Raw genomic sequence first — 24,788 nt, 5'->3', positions numbered from 1 at the left:
GGGTGGCTCCCTCACGGAATGATTCGCTGGCGACGTAGCTCGGCGACTATCTCGGCGAACATCGCCTCGGTGTCGACGAAACGGTGAAAACCCAGTCGACGCGCTTTGGAACCGTCGGCAAGGACGTCGTAGTCCCACGCGAACACGAAATCGCCGAAGGCCCAGGACGATACGTCGGAATACGGAATCTTCTGCAGCCCGTTCTCGGCGACGATCGAATTCCACAGCGGTTCCTTGTCTGCCATGACATCTGCCAAGGACATCGGTAGGGGAGTTGCGGTATCGAGGTCGAAAAGACCCGCGACACGCGGCCACATGTCGCTCCAGCGAAACAGATCGCCGTTGGTGATGTTGAACGCCTGGTTGGCGCAGCTCGGCGTGGTGGCCGCCCATACTGTCGCCTCGGCGAGCAACGATGCATCTGTCATCTCGAGCAGTGCGTCGAAGGCACCGGGCTTGCCCGGAAACCGCATGGGGACGCCCAGTTTCTTGCACATGGTGGCGTACACGGCGATGACGGTGGCCAGATTCATCGGGTTGCCCAGCGCGACACCGCACACCACCGACGGCCGGATCGCCGACCACGTCCACCGCTTACCGAGTTGCCGCGCCTCGAGAAACTGCTGCTGATCGACGTTGAACTCGGGCGGCATGTGCGGCGGATCCGATTCTCGCGCCGGGGTTTTGAAAGGGCCCAGGTGCGCGCCGTACACCTTGTAGCCCTGCATCAGGCTCACGTGCTCGAGGTCCGGTGAGCTCTCCTCGACGGCCGTGACCACGTTGACGAGCATCGCGAGATTGGGGGCGACGAGTTCGGCCCAGCTCGGTCTCTCCTGGTAAGCGGCGTAGAAGATGTGTGTGACGTCGGTCAGCTCCGCCAGTCGACGGTGGGTCTCGTCGGCGTCGAGCAGATCCACCGCGATGTGCCGGACGCGTCCGGCGTCCGTACCACCTCGGCGTGACAGCCCGACGATGTCCCACTCGCCCGTCCGTTGCAGGTGATCGACCAAGTTGCCGCCGATCACTCCGTTGGCTCCCACTACTACTGCTACGCGTGACATGACCTACTCCAATCTCGATATCGCGATATTGCGATGCCTCAAGTAGACCACATATCGGGATATCGCGATATAGGAGTAAGCTTCGAGGGTGGCTGACGAACTGGACCCCGCGGAGCTCGCAGCAGTGTTCGGTGCGCTGAGCAACCCCGCGAGATTGGCGATCATGCAGTGGCTCAAGGACCCGAGCGATTTTCCGCCGCAGCTCGAGCCGGCCGAAGATGTGGGAGTGTGCCTCAAGCACATTCAGTCGAGGGCGGGCGTGTCTCAATCCACCGCCTCGCAGTACATGGCCGTGCTGCAACGCGCGCAGCTGGTGACAAGCACCAAGATCGGTCCCTGGGTGCACTACAAACGCAACGACGCATTCCTCGACCGATTTGCCGAAACGATCAAGTCGGATCTGTGAAGTTGTCGATCGCCTGATCGATCGAGCTGCTGTCCTGGTGCACGGCTCGCGCCCGGTCCCGCAGGGCGCGCCGGTCGGTTGCACGTGCGATGGCGCTCAGGTCGATGCGTTGCAACAGCTTCTTCGTCACCGGTCGTTTGCTGTCCCAAAAAGCCAGTGCAGCAATGAGATCCGTGGCCTCCTGGCCGGTCAACAGCGCATGGGCAACCGCGCAGGCCGCTGGGTCCTCGAACGGAAGGAGATAGGTGGCATCGTCGAACACCGCAGGTCTGCCGTCGTAGGGGCCGATCATTCTGAACTGCGGAACCTTGTGGAATCCGGAGATCGCGATCTTGTAGGGCGCAAACGTGTACGGCCCCACTCCGAAGATGCAGAAGCGCGCCCTGTTGCGGTAGATCGACGACTTTCGGCCATCGAGAGCACCCGCGTTGTCGGTCAGGTACTTCCACAGCTTCGGCGCGCTGTCCGCCAACTGCGCGGTGTCGTCACCGGTATGCGACTGCGGAACGATCATCCACCGCGATACTTCGGTGAGCTTACCGCGGTAGACATCGGTGCACTTGAACAGTGGAAACAGGAACTCGCTCTCGACGTCCACCGAAGCTCCGAGTTTGGTTCGTGGACCGTCGTTCTCGGTCAGTTCCATGACGGCAGACGCGTCGTGTTTGATGCCCTGCCGCCACATCAGTGAACTGATGCCATCGAACTGCTTGCTGCGCTGGTACGCATCGACGTTCGCGACGAGTTGGACGTCGATGACCCCGATTCTGTTGTCCGGTTGTGACGCAACGATGCTCGGATAGGTCGCCGCGGTGTAGTCGGTCTTACCCGGCCCGAGTTCCACGGTGAACCAGCAGGCGTCGACCCTTGCGTCGAACCACTTCTTCGCATCGATCATTCGTAGACTCGAACCGGTCACCGGAAGCTGCTGCCGAGCGCAGTGCAACAGCACGTTTCTAGCAACCTGGGTCTTGCAGATCATCGCGATGGTCACCGGTCTATCGCTGAACTCGGCGAGGAGCTTGATCCAAATGAATTCTGCGATGTCGAAATTGGAGCTTCCGGTGATCGCATCTATTCCGCGCGCGTTCTCGGTGTTCGCGCGAGCCGGTCTGTTGCTCGAGCCCAGAACCGAGAGCTGAGAATTGGTCACCCATGGTGGGTTGCCGACGACGAGAGTCGGGCCGGTCGCAGATGTCCATGCGATGTCGCGTGCAAGGTCGAAATCGAAAATCGAGGCGGTGATCACTCGGCCGAATGCCGATGCGGCCGCGGCGTACTCGGGTTGCACCTCGATTCCGACACGTTCTGCATCGGGATGACGCTCCCCGATGGCCGACAGGAAGTTCCCGACACCGCACGTGGGTTCGAGGACGCGGGTCCACGCCGTTCGAGGCAGGGTGCTGACCAACGCACGTGCCAACTCGATAGGGGTCTGGAAGTCCCCGAACTCGTTGTTGGGCATCGGTGCCTCCGGCAGTGGTGCGGACAAGTGCCTTCCGTGACACGGGAGCGGAAGCCCCGGAGCCACGGCACCACACCGATGCTGGAGGCACTAATGTGGACTTCGATGAAGCTTTCGCGTGCGGCCCTGCTGCTGTCAACTCTGGTGTTCATCGTTGCTCTGATCTGGGTCGCCGTCACCGCGGGGGATCGAGTTCCCGCGCACTTCGACGCGTCCGGTCAGGTCGATCGCATGGAGTCGAAGCTGTCCTTCCTGCTCACGATGGGCGGCATCGGATTCGCGATGATCGGGTTGTTCGCGAGTATCGGTTGGTGGTTGCCCAAGGTTCCGGCGTCCATGGTGAATCTGCCGAGTCGAAAGATGCACGAGTACTGGACTGCCGCCGAGAATCGACCGGAGCTGAACCGGAAGATGGCCGAGGACCTCGAGTGGATCGGCGCAGCAACGGCATTGCTCTTCGCCTGGATCACCGGCGTTGCGGGCGCGACCACAGGCGACTCCGTCAGCGTCTGGGTTCTCGCGGTACCGACGGCGCTGTACGTGCTGGCCATTCTGGGATACGTGGTGTTCGTCGTCAAAGGTGGCCGGTACCGCGTTCCGAAGGACTGATTCAGGGGAGTGGTTGCAGCATCGCCAGTTTGGTGCCCGACTGCACCAGATAGCTGCCCTCGGCGGCGTCGACCAGCATCTCGAAGCTCATCGATTCGTCATCGGGAAACATCATCGACGTCGACGCAGTCCACTCGGTCTCACCGGTGGTCACGTCGACCGCGGACAGATCCGTGCCGGCCGAGGTCAACATCAGATCACCGTCGCGCCCGATGATGCTGCCGGTCAGCCCGGCCTGCCACAGATGCTCGCCGTCTCGCAGATCGAGCGCTGTGGTGCCGTTGGATGCCTGCAGCAACCCGACATGGCCGATCACGTACGTCAGAGTGGCGTACGTGCGGGGCTCGTTGAGTTCGTCTCCGGGGAAGTCGTACGACAAGGCGTCGTCGCGCCACAGTTGCTCACCTGTGGTGCGATCGAAGGCCGTATCGCCGAGAACGATCGGGATCGACGTGTCGGTGGGCTCGTCCAGTGAAGGCTGTTGTACGACAGGACTGTCCGACCGTGCGAGGACCGTGCCGTCCAGTCGGAAGGCGACCGACCCTTTCGATTCCGAACCCGTACCTTCGCAATCTTGCACCGATGCAATGGCCAGGTCGCCTGCGGTGCGTCTCACGGCTCCGAGGCAATCCTCGAGGCTGTCCGTCTTCCAGAGTTGTCGGCCGGTCGCGGCGTCGAACGTGGAGAAACCGCCCCCGACGTCGAAGGTTCCGATGTCGTCATCGACCTTCAGTGCGGTGGCGTAGTCGTCTTCCCAACCGGCCCACGCGTGCAGCGGAACCGTCCACTCTGCGCTCGGATTCTCCAGCGTTCCGCGGTGCAGCAGAACATCGTTACCCTCTAGGTCGCCCGATGTCGTGTACACGCGATCGTTTGCGACGGTGACGGCGAAAAGATCGAGATCAGTAGGGTAGTTTCGCGATTCGCCGGTGGCCGGATCGAAGGTGACGTAGCCGGGAGTCTCGCCCCAGGTGGGCTGGTGGCAGACGAGCTGTCCGTCGAGCGGCTCGTCGGCGCACGCCGCTAGGTCCGGGGCCGGGGTCTTCCACAGAACTGTGCCGTCCGTGGTGTCGATTCCGACCATGACTGCCTCGTCGTTGCCGGATTCCGAGGACACCACGGCCAGTGTGAGAGCTGTACCGCCGATCACTATCGAGCCGAGACCCCACGCATACATGGAACCGGTACGCGGAGAGGCGAAGGTAGCTCCCTCGAGCCCCATGTCCGCCGCGTCGACGGCCCACGCCAACCCCGGCGCGTCGTCCGAGGAGTCCGTGATCTTCTTGATGGTCGTCGATCGGTCCTGTGCCACAACGACTACCGCAGCACCGACCGACAGCGTCGTGACGACCGCCGCAACGACCAATTTCGTCGTCTCGTTCCATCGCGTCATGGAAGGTCCAATCCTGGTGTGTTCGCCAGATTCTCGAGCAATGCTGGATCCGCCGTCGGTCGGTCCGTCGACACCGCGATCTCGAGCCCTGACGGCGTGACGACGAAGACCGAGGACCCTGTCCCGTACTCGTTCGGTGACAGAAGCTGGGGTTCCTCCGTTGTCGTCGAATCGGATTCGATATCAGACGTGGCCCGAGTAACGCTGATCGTGAGTTGCCCGGCAGTGCTGTTCACCGTCTGACAGAGCCCGGAACCGAAGTCACTGGTGTGCAGTGCGCCGAGGGGTGGAGTCGGTGCTAGAGCTGCCACGTCGGCTCGGCGTAAGGCGTCGTTGAGCCTTCGAGTCTCGTCGCGAGAGAACGAGGCCGTCGGTGAGTCGTCCCAGCCGCCGTAGCAGTCGGTGACATTGCCCGGTGTTCCCGCAGGGACGGGAGCAGTGATTCTGAGCGCAGGATCGGTGGCTATTCGGACCAGGTCGTCGAGCGTCAGTGTCAACGTGTCCGGGTCGTTCCCGCCCGAGACGGAGGCAGACACGACAGTGTTGTCCGGGGTGTACGCGGTGGCCGTCCGGGAGTAGGACCGCTGACCGTTGGTTTCGCGCCACGTGTCGTCGGCGTCCAGCACCGTTCCGTCCGAAAGACTCCGTCGCTCGTCCACTTGTCCTGCCACACACGGTGGTGGTTCGGCCGAGTCTGCCGGGCCGACAGAAACACTGAGATAGTCGGACCCGCCACCCGCAGCCAGTGGGGCGGATGCATGCGCCGAGTCGAGGACGAAATCCTGAGATTCGTCCGACGCGGGTATCGGGCCGAAGTACAAGGACCTTGTCGATGAGATCTCGGCGGGAAGCGCTGCCATCAACGCCTCGGACATGAGGTGAGCTCTGGGTCCGTCGTACCAGGGGGCGGCTGGATTGTCGTACGACTCGTCGCCCATCGTGGCGATGCCGAAGTACGAGGATTCGCTCGGAGGCTCGACGGTATCGCACCCCGGGATGCTCGCCGACGCGTCGACTTCCGGGGTGACCACCACGTACTCAGGTTGCGGGGGCTCCGGAACGGGAGTCGCCGATGTTGTTGGTAGGGAAGTCAATTCAGGCTCTTCGGCTGGAGCGGTCAATCCCGCTGCGACCACGCCGAGTGCCACGATCGACGTCAGGACGAGTGTGGTCAGCAGCGCAGAATGGTTGCGTTCGGTGGGCTGCGTGTCCTCGTCCATCGCCCTCGCTCCGTTCGTCACCATTGCGACGAACGTCGCGCAATATTCATACCATTCGTTTTGCTAATCGAGGTGGGTGTGGCAGGCAGACGAGATCCTCACTGCACCCGACCGGTTCGCCGGAGAAATCCAGCGGGACCCGATGGCACGCGGTCGATGCTCAGCGCGCACTGAGTCCGTCGAGGAGGAGTTCACCGACGAACGTCGCGTTGTCCTGCGGGCTGTTCTGTCGTCGGGTGAAACACCGCATCAGCAGAGTGTTGGTAATGCCTGCCGCGAGATCGACTGGGCTCGAGCTCTTTCGGAAGATGCCGGTGTCCTGCCCTCGCGCGATGACCGGTGCGATGATCGCCGGCAGGTTGAGCTTCTCCTTGATCGAGATCAGTCCCTCCGGCTCGCCGTAAGTGTCGTGGGCGACGGCGACGAGGAGAGCGTCCATGAATTCGAGTTCTTCGGAGGCGAGTTGCGCGCACCGCAGCATGTGATTCTGCAGAATCGTGAGCTCGTCGAGGCCGAGCAGTTGGTCGTCGGCCACCGACTCACGGAGACGATCGACCCGGCTCTGCAGTGCCGCAACGATGACGGACGGCTTGGTCGGAAACAGAGTCTTGCATGCTGCCCTCGGCACTCCGGCGATATCGGCGACGTCGTCCATACGCGTCATGAAGTACCCACGCTTACCGAACTCGTCGCGCGCCGCGGTGACGATCGCGGCACGCGGATCGCGAGGAAGCGGCCGCTCCTCGACCGGTGTTCCGACATCCCGCACGACGTCGTCGAGGTGCTGATGATGTCCGGACGTGTCGACGACGGCCCCGAGGAAGGCCAGCACCGCGTCGGACATCACATCGGGAGATACGGAGGAGGCGTCCACCTGACTGCGGATCCGAAAGCCGTCGACGACAGCATTGACGGTCATGGCGAACGATCGGGCCGTGAAGGGACGGCGAAAGGCTCCACCGTCGGGATCGAACAGTGCCCCGAATGCCTCGAGTACGGCATCGTCTCGAACGCGGTAGCTTCCGGCGAGGGCCCCGGAAGTCGGCCCGCTGAAAACAAGATCGAGAAGAGACTCGGTGATGCTCCTCCGGTCGACGATCGCCGGGAAGTAACGCGCAACGAGCGCAGTCACCGTCGCGCGAATCGACGCACCGCTGTCCGTCATCTGGGTGCGAACAGTCTCGTGAACGTCGGTGGGTGGAGGAGTTCGAGACAAATGTTCGACGACCGTGGCGAGAAAGTCGGATTTGGTGCTGAACTTGCGGAAGAACGTTGCCGTCGACGAGTCGGCCTCGTGAACGACGTCTTCGATACGTAATCCGCGTTCGAGAATCTTCTGCGGATGGGTGACCAACAATGTGACACCCGCCTCGACGAAGTGGGCGGCGGTCGCGTCGAGCTCGGTCATAGTGGCGGACTTTACCGAGGTGAGGCCCACTGTGACGGCGCAGGTGACAGTGTTCACTCTCGGGTGAGAGCAACCTCGGTCATTCCTCGGAGTGACGCAGCGGAGCGAGTGCTGTGTCATTGGCCGTGTCAGCGCCACCGGGACAGCGGTGACGCCCGAAAACGAGGATCTTCATGACAGTGCTCGACATCCGCATCGGCGATGCCCCCGACCCACGGCTCAGCGCTCGTGAAATCGAGGTTCTCACCGCATGGCTCATCTCGGATTCCAAAGCGGAGGCGTCGCGCTCGCTCTATCTCTCGATGGGAACCGTCAACACACACCTGACTCGCATCAGAGCGAAGTACACGGCAGTGGGACGAACGGCGCCGACCAAAGCGACGTTGCTGGTGCGTGCGCTGCAGGACGGGTTCATCGACATCGACGATCTGTGAGCAGTCACTGCACCTCGACGCGGCGGGACCGCACCTTCTTGACCACGAACCAGCCGATCAGCGCGACCACGATGCCGATGACGACGTACTGGAACACCGACGCGTAGCTCTCCACGTAGTGCCAGTTCTCGCCGAGGAAATAGCCGGCAAGCACGAAGATCGAGTTCCAGATCAGGCTGCCGAGGGTGGTGTATAGCAGGAATTGCAGAACCGGCATCCGGGACACGCCGGCCGGGATGGATATGCCCGAACGGACCATCGGGATCATGCGGCCGAAGAACACCGCCGACCGTCCGTGGCGGGCGAACCAATCCTCGGCCTTGGTCAGATCGTCGGTTCCGACGAACGGCATCCGATCGACGATGGCGTACATCCGGTCGCGTCCGAGTTTGACGCCGAGCCAGTACAGAACCAGTGCGCCGAGTACCGATCCGGCCGTCGTCCAGAACAGCGCACTCAGCAGAGTCATCCCGCCCTGGGATGCGGTGAACCCCGCCAGCGGCAGGATGATCTCGCTCGGCAGCGGCGGGAAGAAGTTCTCGGCGGCCACCGCAATTCCTGCGCCGGGGCCACCGATGGCCTCCATCAGACTCACTGCCCATCCGGCGATCCCTCCGAGGTCGCTGTCGGCTGCGGCAAGGGAGGAGGAGGCACTCATGACTACGACAGTACGAAACTGACGGGTCCAAAATCTGCTCACCAGGCGAAATGCTCGAAGATTGAGACATATGGAACACTCGACGGTGTGAACCGAGTCTCCCGAGTAGCCCCCGCTGTTGCCCTCGCCACACTATTTCTGAGTGCCTGCGGGTCGTCGGACTCGCCCGACCCGGCACCGGCCACGACGAGCAATTCGTCCACGCCTGCGTCGACATCGCCGAGTTCGAGCTCGGCGACGGTCTACAACCTGCCCGGCAGTGGAGTGTTCCCCGAGGGCATCACGGCCGCGGACGACACGTTCTATGTGACGTCCACATCCGATGGCGCGGTGTTCCGCGGAACCGTCGGCTCCCCGGATGTCTCGGTGTTCCTGCCCGGCGGCGCGGACGGACGCACCGCGGCTGCCGGAATCGACGTGACCGACGACGACGATCGCGCCGACTACTTGGTGATCGCCGGTGGGGCCACCGGCAAGGTATGGGTGTACGACGCCGATTCCGGTGATCTGATCGGAACGTTCACCAACGGTCTCGGCACCGATGCGACATTCCTCAACGACGTCGCCATTGCCGACAACGGTGATGCCTACATCACGGACTCACGCAGCCCGGCGTTGTACCGCATTCCCGTCGAGCAGATGACGGCCGGAACGCAGGACGCTCCGTTGGAGACGTTCGTGAGCTTCGACGGCACTCCGTTCGCGTACGGGGAGGGCTTCAACGCGAACGGCATCGTCGAGAACGACGACGAATCGGCGTTGATCGTCGTGCAGTCCAGTACCGGCAACCTCTATCGAATCGACAAGACCTCGAAAGAGGTCACGCAGGTGGACCTCGGCGGCGCGACCCTGACCAACGGCGACGGCCTCGAAATGGACGACGACACCTTGTACGTCGTCCGCAATCGTGACGGGCTCATCGCCAAGGTCGACCTCGATGACGACGGCAGAACCGGCGCGGTCACCGGTGAGATCACCGATGCATCGTTCGCCTACCCCACAACCGTTGCGGCAGTGGACGATCGACTGCTCGTGGTCAACAGTCAGTTCGACAAGCGTGGGGGAGAGCCCGTCGAGCCGTTCACCGTCAGCTCCGTTCCCGAGTAGAGCGGCTGCGCCGCAGGTGCACGGAAACTCGTAGCAGGGGTCGAGTTTCCACGCACGACGATCACTCGGCGACGACGGCGTCGATCTGACCGATTGCCGACGCCATGCCTTCCTCCATGCCCATCGCGACCAGTTCTTCGAGCTGGCTCAGGCTGTCGAATCGAGACCGGATGGTCATGCGCGTTCTGCCGTCGACGTCCTCGAGAGTTACCACGGCGTGCGTGACGGGCAGCGTCGACGACGGGTTGCCGGAATCGTCGGCGAACCCGTCGTCGAAGGACAGCGTGGTCGGAGCTGAAATATCGGTGAAAAGCCACCAGCCAGCGGCCTTTTCGCCGTCGGGCCCGGACATGTAGTACGACGCCTTGCCGCCCGGAACGAAGTCGTGGGAGACGAATGTCGCAGGCCATGTCGGCGGACCCCACCACCGTTCGAGCTGACGGGGGTCCTCCCAGATCTGCCAGACGCGTTCTACTTTCGCGTCGAACTCCGCGACCACGGTCATGGTCAAGTTTTCTGCATCCTTGTGTGAGCTGATGAACGGCATGATTCAGCCTTTCTCGTCCTGGGAAAGAAGTTCGTCGATCCTCCCGACGCGATCTCGCCAGATTTCTTCGTATCCGTCGAGCAAGGCGCGGGCTCGGGCGATGGTCTCCAATCGAACTCGCACGATCTGCTCCCTGCCGCGCCTCTGTTTCGTGATCACCGCAGCGCGTTCGAGAACTGCGACGTGTTTCTGTACGGCGGCGAAACTCATGGCGTAGTGGGAAGCCAACTCAGAGACCGACTGCTCGCCGACAGTGACCTTCGCGACGATGTCACGACGCGTCGTGTCTGCGAATGCCTGGAAGAGGCGATCGATGCCGACGTCATCCAGCTGATCTACAACCATGTGGTTGTACGTTATTCGACGCTACAGCCTCGGTCAAGGGATGTAGATCGGTTCTTCGGGCAACATGGAGTGTGGACGGCGATCGACGTCGTCCCGGAGGGTGGAGACAAGGTGCAGATTCGACCGGCCAGGATCGGCGCTCTGTTGATCATGTTGGGTGCGCTGGTGGTGCTGGTTCTCGATCTGTACACCGCTTTGCAGACGCCCTCGCACTTGCGCCGCACGATCAGCGAATACGGACTCGGTGCGCAGCAATGGGTGTTCTCGATCGGGGTCGTCCTGCTCGCCTTCGGTTCGGCACTCACTCTTGCGGCCGCACTTCGGCATCGACTCACTCGGCCCACATCGGCCGCGTCGATCTGCCTGACTCTGTGGACCGTGGGACTCGTGGCCGTCGTCGCGGTGCCGAAACAGGATTGGTCCAACGACGCGTCGCTGAGCGTCGGCGGGACGATTCACCGACTCGGTGCGGCTGTGGCGTTCGTCAGCATCCCGGTAGCCGTCTTTCTCTTCTCCCGTCCTTGGATTCGTGACGCCGTGTGGGCGGCTCGGGCCCGGATCACTCTGGGACTGAGCATGCTGTCGGTCGTGACGTTGCTGCCCATCGTTTACGCACTGGTCGCCGGTGCCACCGGCCCGCGACCCTGGTACCGGGTGGTCACCCTCGGTTACGTGGAGCGAGTGCTCGTCGTCGCCGAAGTGATCGCGCTGATATCGCTGGCCCTGTGGGTGTGGGCGGCGGAGCGTAGGAGTGTTCACGCGGTCGAGTCGCAGAAGATCAAGGCCTCGCAGCGCGTATAGGGAACCGATCGGGTGCCCCTCGCGTCCAACCTCTCAGTGACGTCTGTGTCGAGAGGTTGAACGAATGCGGGTAATGGGTGGGCGGCGGTTCGCGGCGGTGTGTGCTTCGGCCCTGGTGTTGGCGGGTTGCACGGGATCGACGCAGGGAACACCCGCCGCCAGTGAATCCTCTTCGCCGGAATCGACGACGGTGGCAGCCGGCCCGGAGCCATTCGACCCCTGCACCATCCCCAAATCTGCCGTGACCGCAAGTGGATTGGACGTCAGCACCGAGCGACCGGACTTCGCGGGCATCACGACGCACCCCGGCTGGAAGGGCTGTACCTGGGATGGGGTCGCGCAGAAAAGCTGGTACTACGTTGCTGTCTTGTCATCGCTGGAGTCCATCGACGAATTGCTGCTCAGCCCCTCGTTCGTGCGCGGGGTGGACTTGAAACTGTCCGAGCGCACCGCCACCCAACTGCGCCATGCCGACGAGATGCAGTTCCTCGGTTGCGCAGTCGCTCTGAACACGGATGACGGTCTGATCGTGCTCGACCTTCAAAAGAAGGGTTCACGCGACCTGGAGGGTGAACCGTGCACCGAAGTCAATCGTCATGCAGCTGATTTGGAACCGTTCTTTCCGACCTAGATAGGACACTGAAAACAATGGAGCCGTACGGGCTGAACCACAATCTCGGCCACTGGCGTTCACTCCGAGATCAGGCGGTCGCGGGCGAACTCGATGTCGAACCAGGAGTCGCCGCTCGCTGCGACGCTGTTTGCGCCGAGTATCTGACGAAGCTCGACCGGATGCTCGAAATGACGACTTCGCTTGCTTGGCCGCAGTCTTGGGGTGACTTGGACTCAGCCCAACAACTTCAAGCCAAATTTCATCGCCTCGCGGTGGCCGAGGAGGGCTCCGCGCGCTTTGCGATCGAGCAGCAGATCGAGATCGTCAAGACGATGCGGGAGTTCTTTCAACACTATTTCGCGAGTGTCGAGGCCACGGATATCGCGACTGCCGCCACCGTAGAGGCGCTGTCCCCGCCGAGATAGACGAAAGATCCCGACGACCCAGTTGCTCGGTCGTCGGGATCGATCGTTCGAAATACGCTGCTAGCGGGCCAGTTCCACTTCCGCTTCCTCGTCGACGAAGGGATCGCCGTTCCGCGGAGCGTTGTAGCGCTCGAGGTCGAGAATTCCTTCGCGCTTGGCAACGATGGTCGGCACCAATGCCTGACCGGTGACGTTGACTGCGGTGCGACCCATGTCCACGATCGGCTCCACTGCGAGCAGCAGACCGACGCCGGCCAACGGCAATCCGAGGGTCGACAGCGTGAGGGTGAGCATCACCGTCGCACCTGTTGTTCCTGCCGTTGCTGCAGAACCGATCACGGACACCACGATGATCAGCAGGTAGTCGGTGATGGTCAAATCGATGCCGTAGAACTGAGCGACGAACAGTGCCGCGATCGCGGGATAGATTGCCGCGCAACCGTCCATCTTGGTCGTCGCCCCGAGAGGAACAGCGAACGACGCGTACTCCCGCGGGACTCCGAGGTTACGTTCGGTGACGCGTTCGGTCAGTGGCAGGGTTCCGATCGACGAACGCGAAACGAAGCCCAGCTGGGTGGCAGGCCACACTCCCGAGTAGAAGTTGCGTACCGAAAGTCCATGTGCGCGAACGATCACCGGGTATATCACGAAGAACACCACAGCCAGACCGACGTAGATCGACACGGTGAAGACGCCGAGCGAGCCGATGGCATCCCAGCCGTAGGTCGCCACCGCGTTGCCGATGAGTGCGGCGGTGCCGATCGGCGCGAGGCGAATGATCCACCACAGAACCTTCTGCACGATGGCCAACAGCGACGCGTTGAACGCGAGGAACGGCTCGGCCTTCTTGCCGACCTTGAGCGCTGCGATACCGATGGCAGCGGCGATGACCAGCAACTGCAAGATGTTGAAGCTCAATGATGTGGTTGCGGTGCCGCTCTCGGCGACAGTGGTCTTCGCGCCGAGTGCGAGAAAGTTGTTCGGTACCAGTCCGGTGAGGAACGACCACCACGATCCGACACTCGACGGATCGCCCGCCGAATCGGCACCTGCGCTGGTACGCGAACCGGGCTGCGCGACCAACCCGATCACGATGCCGATGATGACGGCGATGAATGCCGTGATGGCGAACCACCACAGCGTCTGAATGGCGAGACGCGCGGCATTGGTGACTTCGCGCAGGTTGGCGATCGAACTGACAATTGCGGTGAACACCAGCGGGATCACCGCGACGGTGAGCAGTTTGACGTAGCTCGAACCGATGGTCGACAGCGTGCCGACCAACCAGTTCTCGTTGCCGTCTGCAGCATCGGGCATCGACCGGGCGATGAGTCCGAATACGACACCGAGGACGAGACCGGCAACGATCTGTGGACCGAACGCGGTTGCCCAGGTAGGGACACGGCGCGTTCGGGTAGCGCTGGGCGCAGACATGGATATGCCTTTCGAAAAGGAGAGGTGTCGCCGAGGATGGACGACAGAAATACTCGCCGGCCGATCGGCCGAGCGGAGGGGATGCGGTCTAGAGAACCGTCAACAGGTAGCGCTGGCTTGCAGACGCAAGTCGACATAGCGTCGAGAGGTCAGCAGCGGATTCACTGATCGAACGGTACTCCGTGTCCGAACAGTGCAATCAAGCAGGGGCGGGCTCTGAGGGATCACTGTGGAATCGGTATGGGTGCGCTTCGGGGACGCTCGGACTCCGTATTGGTGGGTTAGCTTGAGGTTTCTTCCCACCGACGAAACGAGATCATGAGTACCGTATCGAAGCCCCGAGGATTGGCCGGGCGACTCGTTCGTGTCTTCTGCGCGGTGGTCGCAGCCCTGGTGGCCGTCGTTCTGGCATCGGCCGGGTGGGTGGCATACACGACGGCGGGGAAGGTCTACGACGTCGAGGATGCGCCGGACGCACCGGTGGCCATCGTCCTCGGTGCACAGGTGCGCGACGGCAAGCCGATGCGATTTCTCTCCGGACGTCTCGACACTGCGATTGCGTTGATGGCGGCGGGGAAGATCAAGGCAATTTTGGTTTCCGGTGATGCAGACGGTAACTCGGGCAACGAGATTCAAGCGATGACCGACTATCTGATCGAGCACGGAATCGATCCTGCGGTGATCATCGGAGACGATCACGGCATCGACACTTACGACACCTGCGCACGGGCGAAAGAGACCTTCGGGGTCGAACGCGGACTCATCATCAGCCAACCCCTTCATGTATCGCGAGCAGTAGCGTTGTGCGAGGACATGAACCTCGACGTCGATGGGGTCACGGCGGAGTGCATCGACTGCAATACCCTTGCGGTGGTGCGTAATTACGCGCGAGAGTTGTTGGCGCGTCCCAAGGCCGTGCTGGATTTGTGGTCCGGCCGCGATCCCGTGGTGGTCTCCCCGCCTGTCGATTCGCTCGCGACCATCACCGACCGATGAGTGTGGCCGACGGCGAGGTGTGAATCAGCCCCTCGGTTCTGGATATGTGCCTCCGATCGGCGTCGGTCATTCGAAGCAGGGGAGCCGATCAGGCGGACGACGGGGATGGCGACGGCTCCAGCCCGGCTACAGTGAGCTGGCCCGGTTCGACGACTCAGCGGACCCGTTTTTCAGGAGAAGTGAACGCTTGAGCTGGATCCGCTTGAACGACGTCGCCAAGGGATACGACCAGAAGGTGATGTTGCGCGAGGTGTTCTTTCGTCTCGCTGACGGCGATCGCATCGGTCTGATCGGCCGCAACGGTACGGGCAAGACCACCCTGCTGCAGCTTCTTCTCGGGCGTGAGACGCCCGATTCCGGAACCGTCGATGTCACCGAGGGCGCACGAATCGGGTACTTCTCGCAGTTCTCGGAACTCGACGGCGATCGCAGCATCCAAGCGGAGCTCGAATCGCTGTTCGTCGCTGTCCACGCGATCGAGGTCGAGTTGGCCGGAGTCGAGGCAGCACTCGGCGGTGATCTCGACGAGAAGCAGATGTACAAGCTCGTCGATCGGCAAGCCGAACTGCTCGACGCCATGGAGAACAGCGGCGGTTGGACCTACCACCAGCAGATCGACACGGTGCTGTCGATGCTCGGATTCAACGCCGAACGACGTGAGCTCCCCGTCGATCGCCTGTCGGGTGGTTGGCGCAACCGCGCAGCGCTGGCCAAGATCCTGATCGAGGCACCCGACGTCCTGCTGCTCGACGAGCCGACCAACTTCCTCGACGTTGCCGGAATCGCCTGGCTCGAACGGTGGCTACGCGACTTCCGCGGTGCGCTCCTCGTCGTCTCGCACGACCGCGCGTTTCTCGAGCAGGTCGTCACCAGCATCGTCGAAATCGAGAACCATCACCTGCAGACGTACGACGGAAGCTATTCGGAATACGTCCAGCAGAAGCAGTTCAGGCTCAAGAACCTCGAACGTGAGTTCAGCAACGAACAACAATTGCTGGCCTACGAGCAGGAAGCGATCAGCGATCGCAAGGAAGCCGTGAAGAACCCCAGCGGGGTGCTCAAGCGTCGGCTGGCGAACATCAAGAAGAGCAAGAGTCCGCGCCCGGTCGACACGGTGGTCACTGCGATCTACGGCGGACTGCACGTGCACGACAACCTGGCCGAGATCAGTGGAATCTCCAAAAGCTATGGCGAGCAACGACTTTTCGAGAACATCTCGTTCACCGTGCACCGCGGCGACCGTATCGCCATCACCGGACCCAACGGATGTGGAAAGACCACTCTGGTGGACATCCTCGTCGGTGCCGAGCAACCGGACGACGGCAAGATCAAATGGAAGACCAAGGCTCCGTCGTTCATCTACTACAACCAGGTGCTGGCCGATCTCGATCTCGACGACACCGTGTCGCACTCGGTCAACGCAATGCCGGGCAGTCTCGCACTCACGGCAACGAAGAAGGAAGTGCACCGCTTCCTGACGCTGCTGCAGTTCTCCGAGCTGGATCTCAAGTCGAAGATCGGAGTTCTGTCCGGAGGCCAGAAAGCGCGCGTCGCCCTGGCTCAGTGCCTACTGTTCGGCGCAGGCGTCATCGTGCTCGACGAGCCCACCAACCATCTCGACCTGCAGAGCACTCAGGTACTCGAACGCGCCTTGATGGCGTTTCCCGGTGCGGTGATTCTGGTGAGTCACGACAGGTTCTTCGTCGAGAAGGTGGCCTTTCGGCAGTTGTCGTTCGATGGCAAGGGCGGCGTCACCGAAATCGCCGGTGTGCAGATGGCCTGACCTTCCGGGCTACCCGTTGATCTTCGACGTGGACGTGCCCCACTCGGCGTCGCGCAACTCCTTCTTTCGGATCTTGCCGGTCGATGTCTTCGGCAACTCGACGATGAATTCGACTGCGCGCGGGGCTTTGTACGACGCGATAGCCGATTTCACGTGCGACACGAGCTCTGCCTCGGAGGCGTCCGCACCCGGCACCAGCACCACGAATGCCTTCGGTCGCTCTCCCCATTTGTCGTCCGGCACTCCGATGACCGCCACATCGGCGACGGCTGGGTGGCTGGCAAGTGCCTGTTCGACCTCGATCGTCGAGATGTTCTCGCCGCCGGAAATGACGACGTCCTTGGCGCGATCGAGCAGCTGAACGTAGCCGTCGGGATGCATCACCCCGAGATCTCCTGAATGGAACCAGCCGCCCGCGAAGGCCTGCGTCGTACCGGCTGCGTCGTCGTAGTACCCCTTCATGACGTTGTTGCCGCGCATGACGATCTCACCCATTTCGACGCCGTCGGGTTCGACGTCGATCAACGTTCCGCCTGCATCCGGCTTGTCTCGCACCACGCGCAAACGGTCGGCAGTGAGCATGCCGACTCCCTGTCGAGCCAAGCGCTGAGCCTGGTCGTCGGCGTCCAATTCGAGCCATTCCTGTTTCGCCTCGCACACCGAGTACGGACCGTAGGTCTCGGTGAGGCCGTACACGTGTACGAGCGTCGCTCCCAGCGCTCGGATCTTGCTGATGATCGTCGGACTCGGTGGAGCGCCCGCCGTGACGATGGTCAGGGGTCTGTCGAGCGAATGCGCCTCTGCGGCAGTGGCAAGAGTGGTCAGCACCGTCGGCGCGCCGGCAAGGTGATCGACACCGTTGTCGATGGCCGACCAGATAGCGTCTCCGCGCACTCCGCGGAGGCACACGTGCGTGCCCGACGCGGCCGTGACCGCCCAGGTGGTGCACCATCCGTTGCAGTGGAACATCGGCAGTGTCCACAGGTATCGGGTGTCGATGCCGAATCCCTGGTGGTGCAGTTCTCCGAGCGAATTGAGATAGGCACCGCGGTGGGTGTACATCACGCCCTTGGGTCGACCGGTGGTGCCCGAGGTGTAGTTGATCGTGATGGTTGACGTCTCGTCGTCGACCTCCCACTCCAGTGGATCGTCGGAGCCTCTCTCGAGGAAGGCATCGTATCGAGTGGCGTGCGGCAGCGTTGCGTAACTGCCGTCGACGGCGGGTGTCTCGACGATCTCACGGACCGAATCGGCGATCGGATCTGTTCCGAGTCCGGACAGCAGCTCCGAATCACCCACCAGCAGAACCGAACCGGAGTGATCGCAGATGTAGCGAACCTCGGCGGGCGACAGTCTGGTGTTGATTGCGACCAGAACGGCACCGGCCAGTGGAACCGCGTAGTGCGCGAACAACAGCTCTGCAGAGTTGGACGCGATGTAGGCCACCCGATCTCCGTGGCCGACACCCGACGCGCGCAGTGCGTGCGCGAGCCGGGTGACGTCGGCAGCGAACTGCTCGTAGGTGAATGTCCTGGGCCCGTCCACCACGGCGGTCTTGTGGGGGTGGACCTCCGCTGCGCGTTCGAGAAAGCGAAGGGGCGTCAGGGGAGTATCGAGACCGGTCATGGCAGTCAATGTAGCGCGCACTACGAGGCCAGATCGGATTTGTCGATACGTTCGCGCCCACCGGTAAGGTCCGCGCGTTCGGCGGCGGCGCGGCCGGCATGCGATCCCGCTGTATTGTCGCTGCTGAACCTGATCGTTCTCGTCGTCGGATGCCGGGCCGCGAACGCTCGGTCGACTGCGTCGGTTCGTTCCGCCATGATGGGCACCAGCGCAGAGCCGTGTTGTCGAGTGGCGGCCGCGGTGGCGCGGTCGCGTGCTTCGGTCAGTCGTTCGCCGATACGGTGGGCGTAGGCGATCAAGAATGCGTTGCGGAAACTACGGGTCCGCGCTGCCGGCGAATCGGCCACCTCGTCGAGTGCGCGCGTCGCTTGCACGAGTAGCGAGGTGTAGAGGAGCTCGCACAGATCGAGATCGACGGGCATGCCGATGATGCTGGCCAGCAAGTACTTCTTCTTCCACAGTGTCCTGGCACCATTTGCATGGCACACGCAGTGCAGCAGAAGCAGTTTGGCTTTGGAGTACGGATTGCTCACCATGATGCGTCGCGTGACGACATCGTCGATCAGGCTGCGAGGGTTCCCCACATCGAGAAGCGCGCTGTCGATCGCGTAGCGCGTCATCAAATCTTGGGCTTTGGCCGATAACGCCTCGGCCTCAGCGGGGAATTGCGTCGACTCGGCCTTGGCCAGCAGCCCTCGGATTCTGCCGAGCATCTTCGAGTCCGTGGCTCGCCGGGGGCCGGTCGCTGCCGACTGTGAGGTCCACCTGGCCGGAGGGGGCAGGAGCTTCTCGAGGGGCAACAGCCATGTCGAACAACCGAGTACGAGCAAAAGGGTGTACCAGGACTGCGCCGACGATCGTCGGTTGTACGAACGCCACCTTTGAAGTCTCTCGGCGGTCGTGCCCCCGGCGGAGTCGACTCGCAGCTCGGATAGCTGATCACGCCATGAATCCGGAGCGAGGCGCTCGGCCGAGCTTCGTGCCGTGTGTGCTCCGATGGCCTCGACGATGACCACTATGCCGTCGCCTCCGGCGCACTGAAGCGTGACATGAACGAGTTCGGTTGGCTGCCAACCGTTCTCGAACGCCGTGTCGAGAGCATCGTCGAGTGTTCGCGCCGCGCAATCGTGCACCGAACGACTCTGTTGCGCATCCAGAGCGGCCAAGCGTTCCGCTACCAGCCGGACCCTGTCTTTTCCCGCTGATCCGAGTTGGGCGAATCCGATTCCGCTGTCGAGTAATTCGCTGGGAGCGGCATCCTGCCACGCGCTGGTCGCCCGCGTGTACTTGAAAAAACTGTCCAAATCGATACGACTCATCGTCGTCCCCTCCACGTCCCCCGGTGTGGTCACCGAACTGTTCGGTGAGACGCAGAGTAGGGGAGGGGTCCGACAAACTATTCGAACGTGTCAGCGAGGGGCAAGCATCTGTAGCAATTCCTCGACCGACGGCAGACCGGGGATCACAGGAAGGTTGGGAACAGAGACGGCGGCGGGCGGTGCCGTCAGTTCGATTCCGCCGAGCGCGCCCAAGACGTCGTCGGTGTTGGTGCTGCTCGGTCCGTACGTGTTGGAGGCGACGACGAAATCATCGCCGATCGACGCTGACGCGACAACACTCGACCGGTCGTCGGCCCATCCCCACTTGCTCCCCGTCACGCCGGCCAACTGCTGGGTGCCCCAGTCCTGAACCATTCCGTCGCGTGCCACAGGAGCCGCGGTGTTCATCCAGGCGAGGACCGGGCTGGCGGGGTCGGTGCGCTTCTTCGCCGCCAAGAATCGCACGGTGTCGGCTGTGCTCGTGGACGAGCTGCCCCAGAAACCTCCCCGCGAGGTAGAGGTGAGTCCGTACTCCGCGGCGGTCGCCGATATTGCCTGGGGGTACTTGTTGTCGAGGGTCGATGCGGCACCGTCGTCGCTGACCTGGATCATCCGCGCGGCGAGGTCGAGGTCTCTCGGCGAACCATCGCCGAAGCGGACGACGTAATCGGCCATGTAGAGCTTGACCGTCGACAGTCCCGGGCGCGCCGAATTGTCCTCAGCGCTGCCCACATAGGTCCCTGTCGGGAGATGTTCGTACGACAACGACGTCCGTGCCGGGACATCGGAGAGGTCGCCGGGTGTCGGCAAAGCCTGGGCCGGTGCCGCGCATACCAACGCCATGGCAATACCGACAATTGGGACAGCGGTTCTGGTGAAGATGCGTCGCAGGGCCGGCATCTCGTGCTCCTCGAGGTGTTGGCCCGCCGTGAGTCGGTGACCGATGACTGTAGTTACCCCGATAGTAGACGCTTCAACCTCGAGGCCGTCCGGATGAATGCGACGTTGTTGCACTCGGAGCGACCGAAAGGCACATTGATCCCAACCGGGGTGCGCGATCGGTCAGGAGCGGCGCAGCGTCGAGAGCAGTGCTTTCGAGCGTCGCAGTGGGCTTCGACTCGAGTCGGCCGGCCACGTGCTGGGCAACTCGATGGGGTCCGTCAGGCGACCGGCATTGAAGTCGTCGACCAGGTGTCCGACGGTTTCCTGGGCGCAGGATTTGTTGGTGCCGATGAATCCCGAGGGGCCACGCTTGATCCAGCCGGTGACGTAGGTGCCGGTCGCGGTCGACCCACCTACTTCCTCCAGGACGCGCCCGCCGTTGTTGGGAATGATGCCGGCACGATCGTCGAACGGAACTCCGGGGAGCGCGACGCCGCGGTAGCCGATCGAGGTGAGGACGAGCCCGGCCTCGACGATGTCCACGTCGCCGGTCGGGACGCTGCGAACCACGTCCTCGCTGTCGGCGGACAGGCCCATCCGCTCGAACTCGACGCCCGTCACTCGATCGGTGCCGAGGATGCGGGTGGGGGAGAGAAGATAGCGCAGGGTGATTCGCCTGCGGCCGTCGCTGTGTTCGGGGGATTCGTCGACGTGGCGAAGCAACTGCAGCTTCTGCGCCACGGCGTGGGGAAGGTCGTCGGTGCTCGCGAGTCGGACGGTGACCGGATCGAGCGCGAGTTCGCTGCGGTCGATGGCCAATTCGATATCGGGGACGGTCAGCAGCCCGGCGAACTCGGGAACGGTGAAGGCGGACTGCGCCACGCCGCGGCGACCGACGACGACCACCTCGCGAATGGAGCTGTGGCGCAATGCGTCCAAGGCGTGCGGAGCGATGTCGGTCCGAGCGAGGGCATCCGGATTCATCGTCAGAATGCGGGCGACGTCGAGGGCAACGTTGCCGTTGCCGACGACCACCGCGCGCTCGTGCGAGAGATCGAACGTGCGATGTGCGTGGTCGGGGTGGCCGTTGTACCAGGCGACGAAGTCGGTAGCCGAACTGCGCCCGGGCAATTCGGCACCGGGAATGCGGAGCTCACGATCCGATGACGCCCCGACCGCATAGATGACGGCGTGGTGGGTGTCCATCAACTCGTCGTGCGTGACGTCCTTGCCGACCTCCACGCCGAGGTGGTACGTGAATCCCTCTTGCGCAGAGATGGTTTCGAACAAGCGCGATACCTGACGCGTCTTCTGATGATCGGGTGCGACGCCGAGGCGAGCGAGGCCGTGTGGTTGCGGGAGTCGGTCGTAGACGTCGACGCTCACGCCTGGTTGCGTGAGCAGTTCGTCCGCGGCGTACATGGCCGATGGGCCCGACCCGACGATCGCGACTCGCAGCGGCTGACGATCCCGCGAGACCGACGCAGCAGGCGTGACCGGTGCCAGGATGGGCCGAGGCGGGCGCTCCTGTTTGTAGAAATCCGCATTGATCGTCAGGAACGGCAGTTGTGCCTCTGTCAGTTTCGCCTGCGGCACAATGGCATCGACCGGGCAGGCCGAGACGCACGCGCCGCAGTCGACACACGACTGCGGGTCGATGTGCAACATCTCCGCCGTCAGGAAGTCCGGCTCGTCGGGAGTGGGATGAATGCAGTTGACAGGACACGCGTAGACGCACGATGCGTCGCTGCAACATGACTGGGTGACGACGTGGGGCATGAGGTTTCCTGACGGCTGGGGCGCGAGCTATGCGGCGAACTGGCTGGAACTGCGGTCGGGTTCGCTGCGGAAACGAGACGCTTTGCCGTCGATTCCGCACAGCTTCCACATCAGGCCAGCGGCGCGATTCATCATTCCGGTGTCGTTGGCCAGCATGCGGACGTCTCCGAAGTAGTCCTGCAGTGCGTGCTGCGACTCCGGAGTGCCCCAGAACAGGTCCTTCTTCACCTGCTTCGGGATGTCGAACTTCGTCCAGAACTTCTTCGGCGGAATGACGATGACGTCGCACAGAATGCGCATCGTGATCGGGAAGGCCAGCGAGAGCAAGAACCGTCCGGCCTTGGACATCTTGGGGACGCGGCGACGCAGCAACTGGTGTGCGAACGAGATGTGCCGCGCTTCCTCGGCGACGTGAATTGCCATGACACTCTGCATGATCGGGTGGATTTCTTCACCGGACCGCAGGACCGACTTCTGAATGTGGTCGATGGGCTCCTCGCCTGCGAGAACGCCGACGAAGAACAACTCGGGCAACAAAGTGGCGAACAGGGGGATGAACGGCGACAGCATCTTCATCGGCCGACTCATGCCGGGAGCATCGGAATCGACGCGGTTGACCATCTCCTGGAACATCAGGGTGTGGTTGCACTCTTCGATGGATTCGTGGGTGCAGTAGCGTGCCTCGGCCGAGCCGTTGGGCAGCGAGAACACGTACTGCATCATGCCGCGGATCAGAATGTTCTCGAACTGAAGACCGACCTTGGCGACGTTGGCCTGACGCCACATACCGATCTCGATCTGCTTCTCGAGCGGCAGCGCTCGGTACCAGGCGTGGCCGCCGATCGGGTCCGTCTTCGCGGGCAGTACCCAGCGAGGATCGTTTGCGGGCACCGCGAACTTCTCGGACTCCCAGTCGATATCCACGTACGGGTCGAAGTGCTTGTGAACAGAACCCTCGGACAACAGGGTGAGTGTCTCGATGTACTGCTGCTCGTCCGCGGTGTCGGTATCGACCGAAACGGACGTGGTGCCTGTCGTCAGTGTCATGGCTTCTCCAAACGAGGTGCGAACATAGAGTTAATGTAACCCCAGTTAACACGAAAGGGAAGCGCGCTGGAAAACCCAGTTCGTTTTCCCTCTACTGTTCGTCCGAACGTTCGTCGGATACCTCGGCCACCTCGTCGGTCTCGAACAGTTGCAACTGGATCGCCGACGGATCGACCACCGGCGTGACCTGTTCGGGTGTGCTGCGCAGTACCTCGCGCAGCGCAGCCACGGCGCGACCCCATTTGCCGGCTTCGCGGTCGGCCTCGTCGACGTCGCAGTGCTCGTCCCCGAGATCGGCAGCGACCGCCATGCCACGCCACGACGCCTCCTGCTCGGCGCTGATGCGCAGGTAGGAGGCGACGACATCGCGATCGGAGTCACAACGTTCGAGGACGGTGTCGAGGTCGAGTGGCTCCGCGGATTCGGCTATCAGATCGACCAATTCGAGCAGACCGTCCGGAAAGTCCTCGGCCTCGATCGGGGGCGGCGTCGGTTCGCCGAGCGCTCCACCGAAATCCTCGGCGAATTTCTCGTCGACCTGCTCCCATACGTGACTGAGCATCCGCACTGCCCACAGCAAGTGATCGGCGACGAAGGGGGAGCCGCTCACCCGCACCTGGGCGACGATGCAGTCCTGGACCAGGTGCAGCATCACATCGGGTAGCTGCAAATTGAGATCGACCAACAACTCGGCTGCGCGGGTTCGTCCCGACACGGCGTGCACCAGCGTCGAATTGATCTCGACCACAGGTTCGGTGGGCTTGACCGACACGTATGCGGTGCCGTTCACGAACCGCAGGGGGATGTCACCGTCGGGGTCGTGATCCGGCGGGAAACCGAACCACGGCTCGAGCGCTCGATCGACCAGTTGCTGCAGGTGTTCCTTGCCCTTGGGCTGTACGCACATCGGAACGACAGTGATGCCGGGCTCGGGGGTGGCGACGTCGAAACTCGGTACGTCGTATCGGCCGGTGGCGCGCGAGCTCAGGAACGACGGGTGCGGGAGACCCCAGATGTCACGGAACACCGCAACGGTGGTCTTGGCCAGATCGTCGGACCACGATCGATTCCGGTCCACGTGCGGTGCAGTCGGTTCGGAATCGACCGACATGCGAAACCCCAACGCGCTGAGCGCTTCCCGCTGCTCTTCGGTGATGGCACGGCTGTGATGCAGGTGCTCGTTCGCCGGGATCTCGCAGCGGACCATATCGAGATCCCACGCGTAGAACTGCACGCAGGCTGCGGTGTCGGGCACGCCGTCGGTGCTGTCGTATCGCGACTCGATCACCAGCGCATCGCCGTCGCGCATCGCGCTGACGTAGTCGCCGAGTCTGCGCTGGAACTGCATCCAGGCAGCGTCGACGTCGAAGTCGAACTCGAGTGAATCGCTCATGTCGGCTCCTTACCCAGATCGCGTTGGCGTAACGCAC

General features: G+C 62.8%; 24 protein-coding genes. 9 read left to right on the top strand and 15 right to left on the bottom strand.

The window, feature by feature from the left end; genetic code table 11:
* Window positions 1-11: 11 nt before the first annotated feature.
* On the bottom strand, window positions 12-1,061 hold the full coding sequence (locus CH283_RS26860; RefSeq protein WP_094639989.1) for an SDR family oxidoreductase: 1,050 nt from the start codon (window positions 1,059-1,061) through the stop codon (window positions 12-14).
* A gap of 88 nt (window positions 1,062-1,149) precedes the next feature.
* On the opposite strand from CH283_RS26860, the gene CH283_RS26855 reads away from it, so the two are divergent.
* The gene (locus CH283_RS26855; RefSeq protein ID WP_068046973.1) at window positions 1,150-1,467 is read left to right on the top strand and encodes an ArsR/SmtB family transcription factor; all 318 of its coding nucleotides are present in this window, start codon (window positions 1,150-1,152) and stop codon (window positions 1,465-1,467) included.
* Here the strand turns inward: CH283_RS26855 and CH283_RS26850 are convergent.
* Window positions 1,451-2,959 (bottom strand): SAM-dependent methyltransferase, encoded by a 1,509-nt coding sequence (locus CH283_RS26850; protein WP_255183365.1) that lies wholly within the window; start codon window positions 2,957-2,959, stop codon window positions 1,451-1,453. The two genes, CH283_RS26855 and CH283_RS26850, sit on opposite strands and share 17 nt — an antisense overlap.
* Before the next feature lie 78 nt (window positions 2,960-3,037).
* Here CH283_RS26850 and CH283_RS26845 point away from each other — a divergent pair, with 78 nt between their 5' ends.
* Complete coding sequence (locus CH283_RS26845; RefSeq protein WP_231893676.1) at window positions 3,038-3,541, top strand: DUF1648 domain-containing protein; 504 nt, start codon at window positions 3,038-3,040, stop codon at window positions 3,539-3,541.
* Window position 3,542: 1 nt separating this feature from the next.
* On the opposite strand, the gene CH283_RS26840 is transcribed toward CH283_RS26845, so the two are convergent.
* From CH283_RS26840 to CH283_RS26830, 3 genes are all read right to left on the bottom strand, one after another.
* Window positions 3,543-4,934 carry an outer membrane protein assembly factor BamB family protein gene (locus tag CH283_RS26840; RefSeq protein ID WP_094639991.1) on the bottom strand — a complete coding sequence of 464 codons (1,392 nt, stop codon included), beginning with the start codon at window positions 4,932-4,934 and terminating at the stop codon, window positions 3,543-3,545.
* Window positions 4,931-6,154 (bottom strand): hypothetical protein, encoded by a 1,224-nt coding sequence (locus tag CH283_RS26835; RefSeq protein ID WP_141215341.1) that lies wholly within the window; start codon window positions 6,152-6,154, stop codon window positions 4,931-4,933. Before CH283_RS26835 ends, CH283_RS26840 begins: the two co-directional genes overlap by 4 nt.
* A 160-nt stretch (window positions 6,155-6,314) precedes the next feature.
* A complete protein-coding gene (locus CH283_RS26830; RefSeq protein ID WP_094639993.1) occupies window positions 6,315-7,562 on the bottom strand; it encodes a TetR family transcriptional regulator C-terminal domain-containing protein in 1,248 nt (415 codons plus the stop codon).
* Window positions 7,563-7,735: 173 nt separating this feature from the next.
* On the opposite strand from CH283_RS26830, the gene CH283_RS26825 reads away from it, so the two are divergent.
* Entirely contained in the window at window positions 7,736-7,996 is a 261-nt protein-coding gene (locus CH283_RS26825) for a LuxR C-terminal-related transcriptional regulator (RefSeq protein ID WP_068046957.1), read from the top strand.
* Window positions 7,997-8,000: 4 nt separating this feature from the next.
* Here CH283_RS26825 and CH283_RS26820 read toward each other — a convergent pair whose 3' ends face one another.
* A complete protein-coding gene (locus CH283_RS26820; protein WP_094639994.1) occupies window positions 8,001-8,654 on the bottom strand; it encodes a DedA family protein in 654 nt (217 codons plus the stop codon).
* 87 nt (window positions 8,655-8,741) lie between these two features.
* On the opposite strand from CH283_RS26820, the gene CH283_RS26815 reads away from it, so the two are divergent.
* A complete protein-coding gene (locus CH283_RS26815; RefSeq protein WP_094639995.1) occupies window positions 8,742-9,761 on the top strand; it encodes an SMP-30/gluconolactonase/LRE family protein in 1,020 nt (339 codons plus the stop codon).
* Between the two features lie 61 nt (window positions 9,762-9,822).
* On the opposite strand, the gene CH283_RS26810 is transcribed toward CH283_RS26815, so the two are convergent.
* A complete protein-coding gene (locus CH283_RS26810) occupies window positions 9,823-10,308 on the bottom strand; it encodes an SRPBCC family protein (protein WP_094639996.1) in 486 nt (161 codons plus the stop codon).
* Between the two features lie 3 nt (window positions 10,309-10,311).
* A complete protein-coding gene (locus tag CH283_RS26805; protein WP_094639997.1) occupies window positions 10,312-10,653 on the bottom strand; it encodes an ArsR/SmtB family transcription factor in 342 nt (113 codons plus the stop codon).
* 111 nt (window positions 10,654-10,764) lie between these two features.
* Here CH283_RS26805 and CH283_RS26800 point away from each other — a divergent pair, with 111 nt between their 5' ends.
* From CH283_RS26800 to CH283_RS26790, 3 genes are all read left to right on the top strand, one after another.
* Window positions 10,765-11,454 carry a DUF998 domain-containing protein gene (locus tag CH283_RS26800; RefSeq protein WP_255183364.1) on the top strand — a complete coding sequence of 230 codons (690 nt, stop codon included), beginning with the start codon at window positions 10,765-10,767 and terminating at the stop codon, window positions 11,452-11,454.
* A gap of 73 nt (window positions 11,455-11,527) precedes the next feature.
* A complete protein-coding gene (locus CH283_RS26795; protein WP_217901145.1) occupies window positions 11,528-12,085 on the top strand; it encodes a DUF3558 family protein in 558 nt (185 codons plus the stop codon).
* Window positions 12,086-12,102: 17 nt separating this feature from the next.
* On the top strand, window positions 12,103-12,492 hold the full coding sequence (locus CH283_RS26790; RefSeq protein WP_094639999.1) for a hypothetical protein: 390 nt from the start codon (window positions 12,103-12,105) through the stop codon (window positions 12,490-12,492).
* Window positions 12,493-12,552: 60 nt separating this feature from the next.
* Here CH283_RS26790 and CH283_RS26785 read toward each other — a convergent pair whose 3' ends face one another.
* Window positions 12,553-13,926, bottom strand: a complete 1,374-nt coding sequence (locus tag CH283_RS26785) for a dicarboxylate/amino acid:cation symporter (protein ID WP_094640000.1) — start codon at window positions 13,924-13,926, stop codon at window positions 12,553-12,555.
* A gap of 318 nt (window positions 13,927-14,244) precedes the next feature.
* Between CH283_RS26785 and CH283_RS26780 the strand changes: the two genes are divergently transcribed.
* Complete coding sequence (locus tag CH283_RS26780) at window positions 14,245-14,922, top strand: SanA/YdcF family protein (RefSeq protein ID WP_094640001.1); 678 nt, start codon at window positions 14,245-14,247, stop codon at window positions 14,920-14,922.
* A 187-nt stretch (window positions 14,923-15,109) separates the two neighbouring features.
* A complete protein-coding gene (locus tag CH283_RS26775) occupies window positions 15,110-16,705 on the top strand; it encodes an ABC-F family ATP-binding cassette domain-containing protein (RefSeq protein ID WP_068050916.1) in 1,596 nt (531 codons plus the stop codon).
* Window positions 16,706-16,714: 9 nt separating this feature from the next.
* Here CH283_RS26775 and CH283_RS26770 read toward each other — a convergent pair whose 3' ends face one another.
* The 6 genes from CH283_RS26770 to CH283_RS26745 form a co-directional block, all read right to left on the bottom strand.
* Window positions 16,715-18,331 (bottom strand): AMP-binding protein, encoded by a 1,617-nt coding sequence (locus CH283_RS26770; RefSeq protein WP_068050914.1) that lies wholly within the window; start codon window positions 18,329-18,331, stop codon window positions 16,715-16,717.
* Window positions 18,332-18,351: 20 nt separating this feature from the next.
* Window positions 18,352-19,650, bottom strand: a complete 1,299-nt coding sequence (locus tag CH283_RS26765) for a DUF2786 domain-containing protein (RefSeq protein ID WP_094640002.1) — start codon at window positions 19,648-19,650, stop codon at window positions 18,352-18,354.
* 90 nt (window positions 19,651-19,740) lie between these two features.
* Window positions 19,741-20,550, bottom strand: coding sequence for a hypothetical protein (locus tag CH283_RS26760; RefSeq protein WP_094640003.1), 810 nt, complete (start codon window positions 20,548-20,550; stop codon window positions 19,741-19,743).
* A gap of 162 nt (window positions 20,551-20,712) precedes the next feature.
* Complete coding sequence (locus CH283_RS26755) at window positions 20,713-22,311, bottom strand: FAD-dependent oxidoreductase (protein ID WP_094640004.1); 1,599 nt, start codon at window positions 22,309-22,311, stop codon at window positions 20,713-20,715.
* A gap of 27 nt (window positions 22,312-22,338) precedes the next feature.
* Window positions 22,339-23,358 carry an AurF N-oxygenase family protein gene (locus CH283_RS26750; RefSeq protein ID WP_094640005.1) on the bottom strand — a complete coding sequence of 340 codons (1,020 nt, stop codon included), beginning with the start codon at window positions 23,356-23,358 and terminating at the stop codon, window positions 22,339-22,341.
* A gap of 91 nt (window positions 23,359-23,449) precedes the next feature.
* A complete protein-coding gene (locus CH283_RS26745; protein WP_094640006.1) occupies window positions 23,450-24,751 on the bottom strand; it encodes a T3SS (YopN, CesT) and YbjN peptide-binding chaperone 1 in 1,302 nt (433 codons plus the stop codon).
* Window positions 24,752-24,788 lie beyond the last annotated feature (37 nt).

This window comes from Rhodococcus sp. 05-2254-2, assembly GCF_002259095.1.
Classification (GTDB): Bacteria; Actinomycetota; Actinomycetes; order Mycobacteriales; family Mycobacteriaceae; genus Rhodococcoides.
Note: the sequence above shows the minus strand (reverse complement) of the source record. Positions and strands in the feature narration are given on the sequence as shown.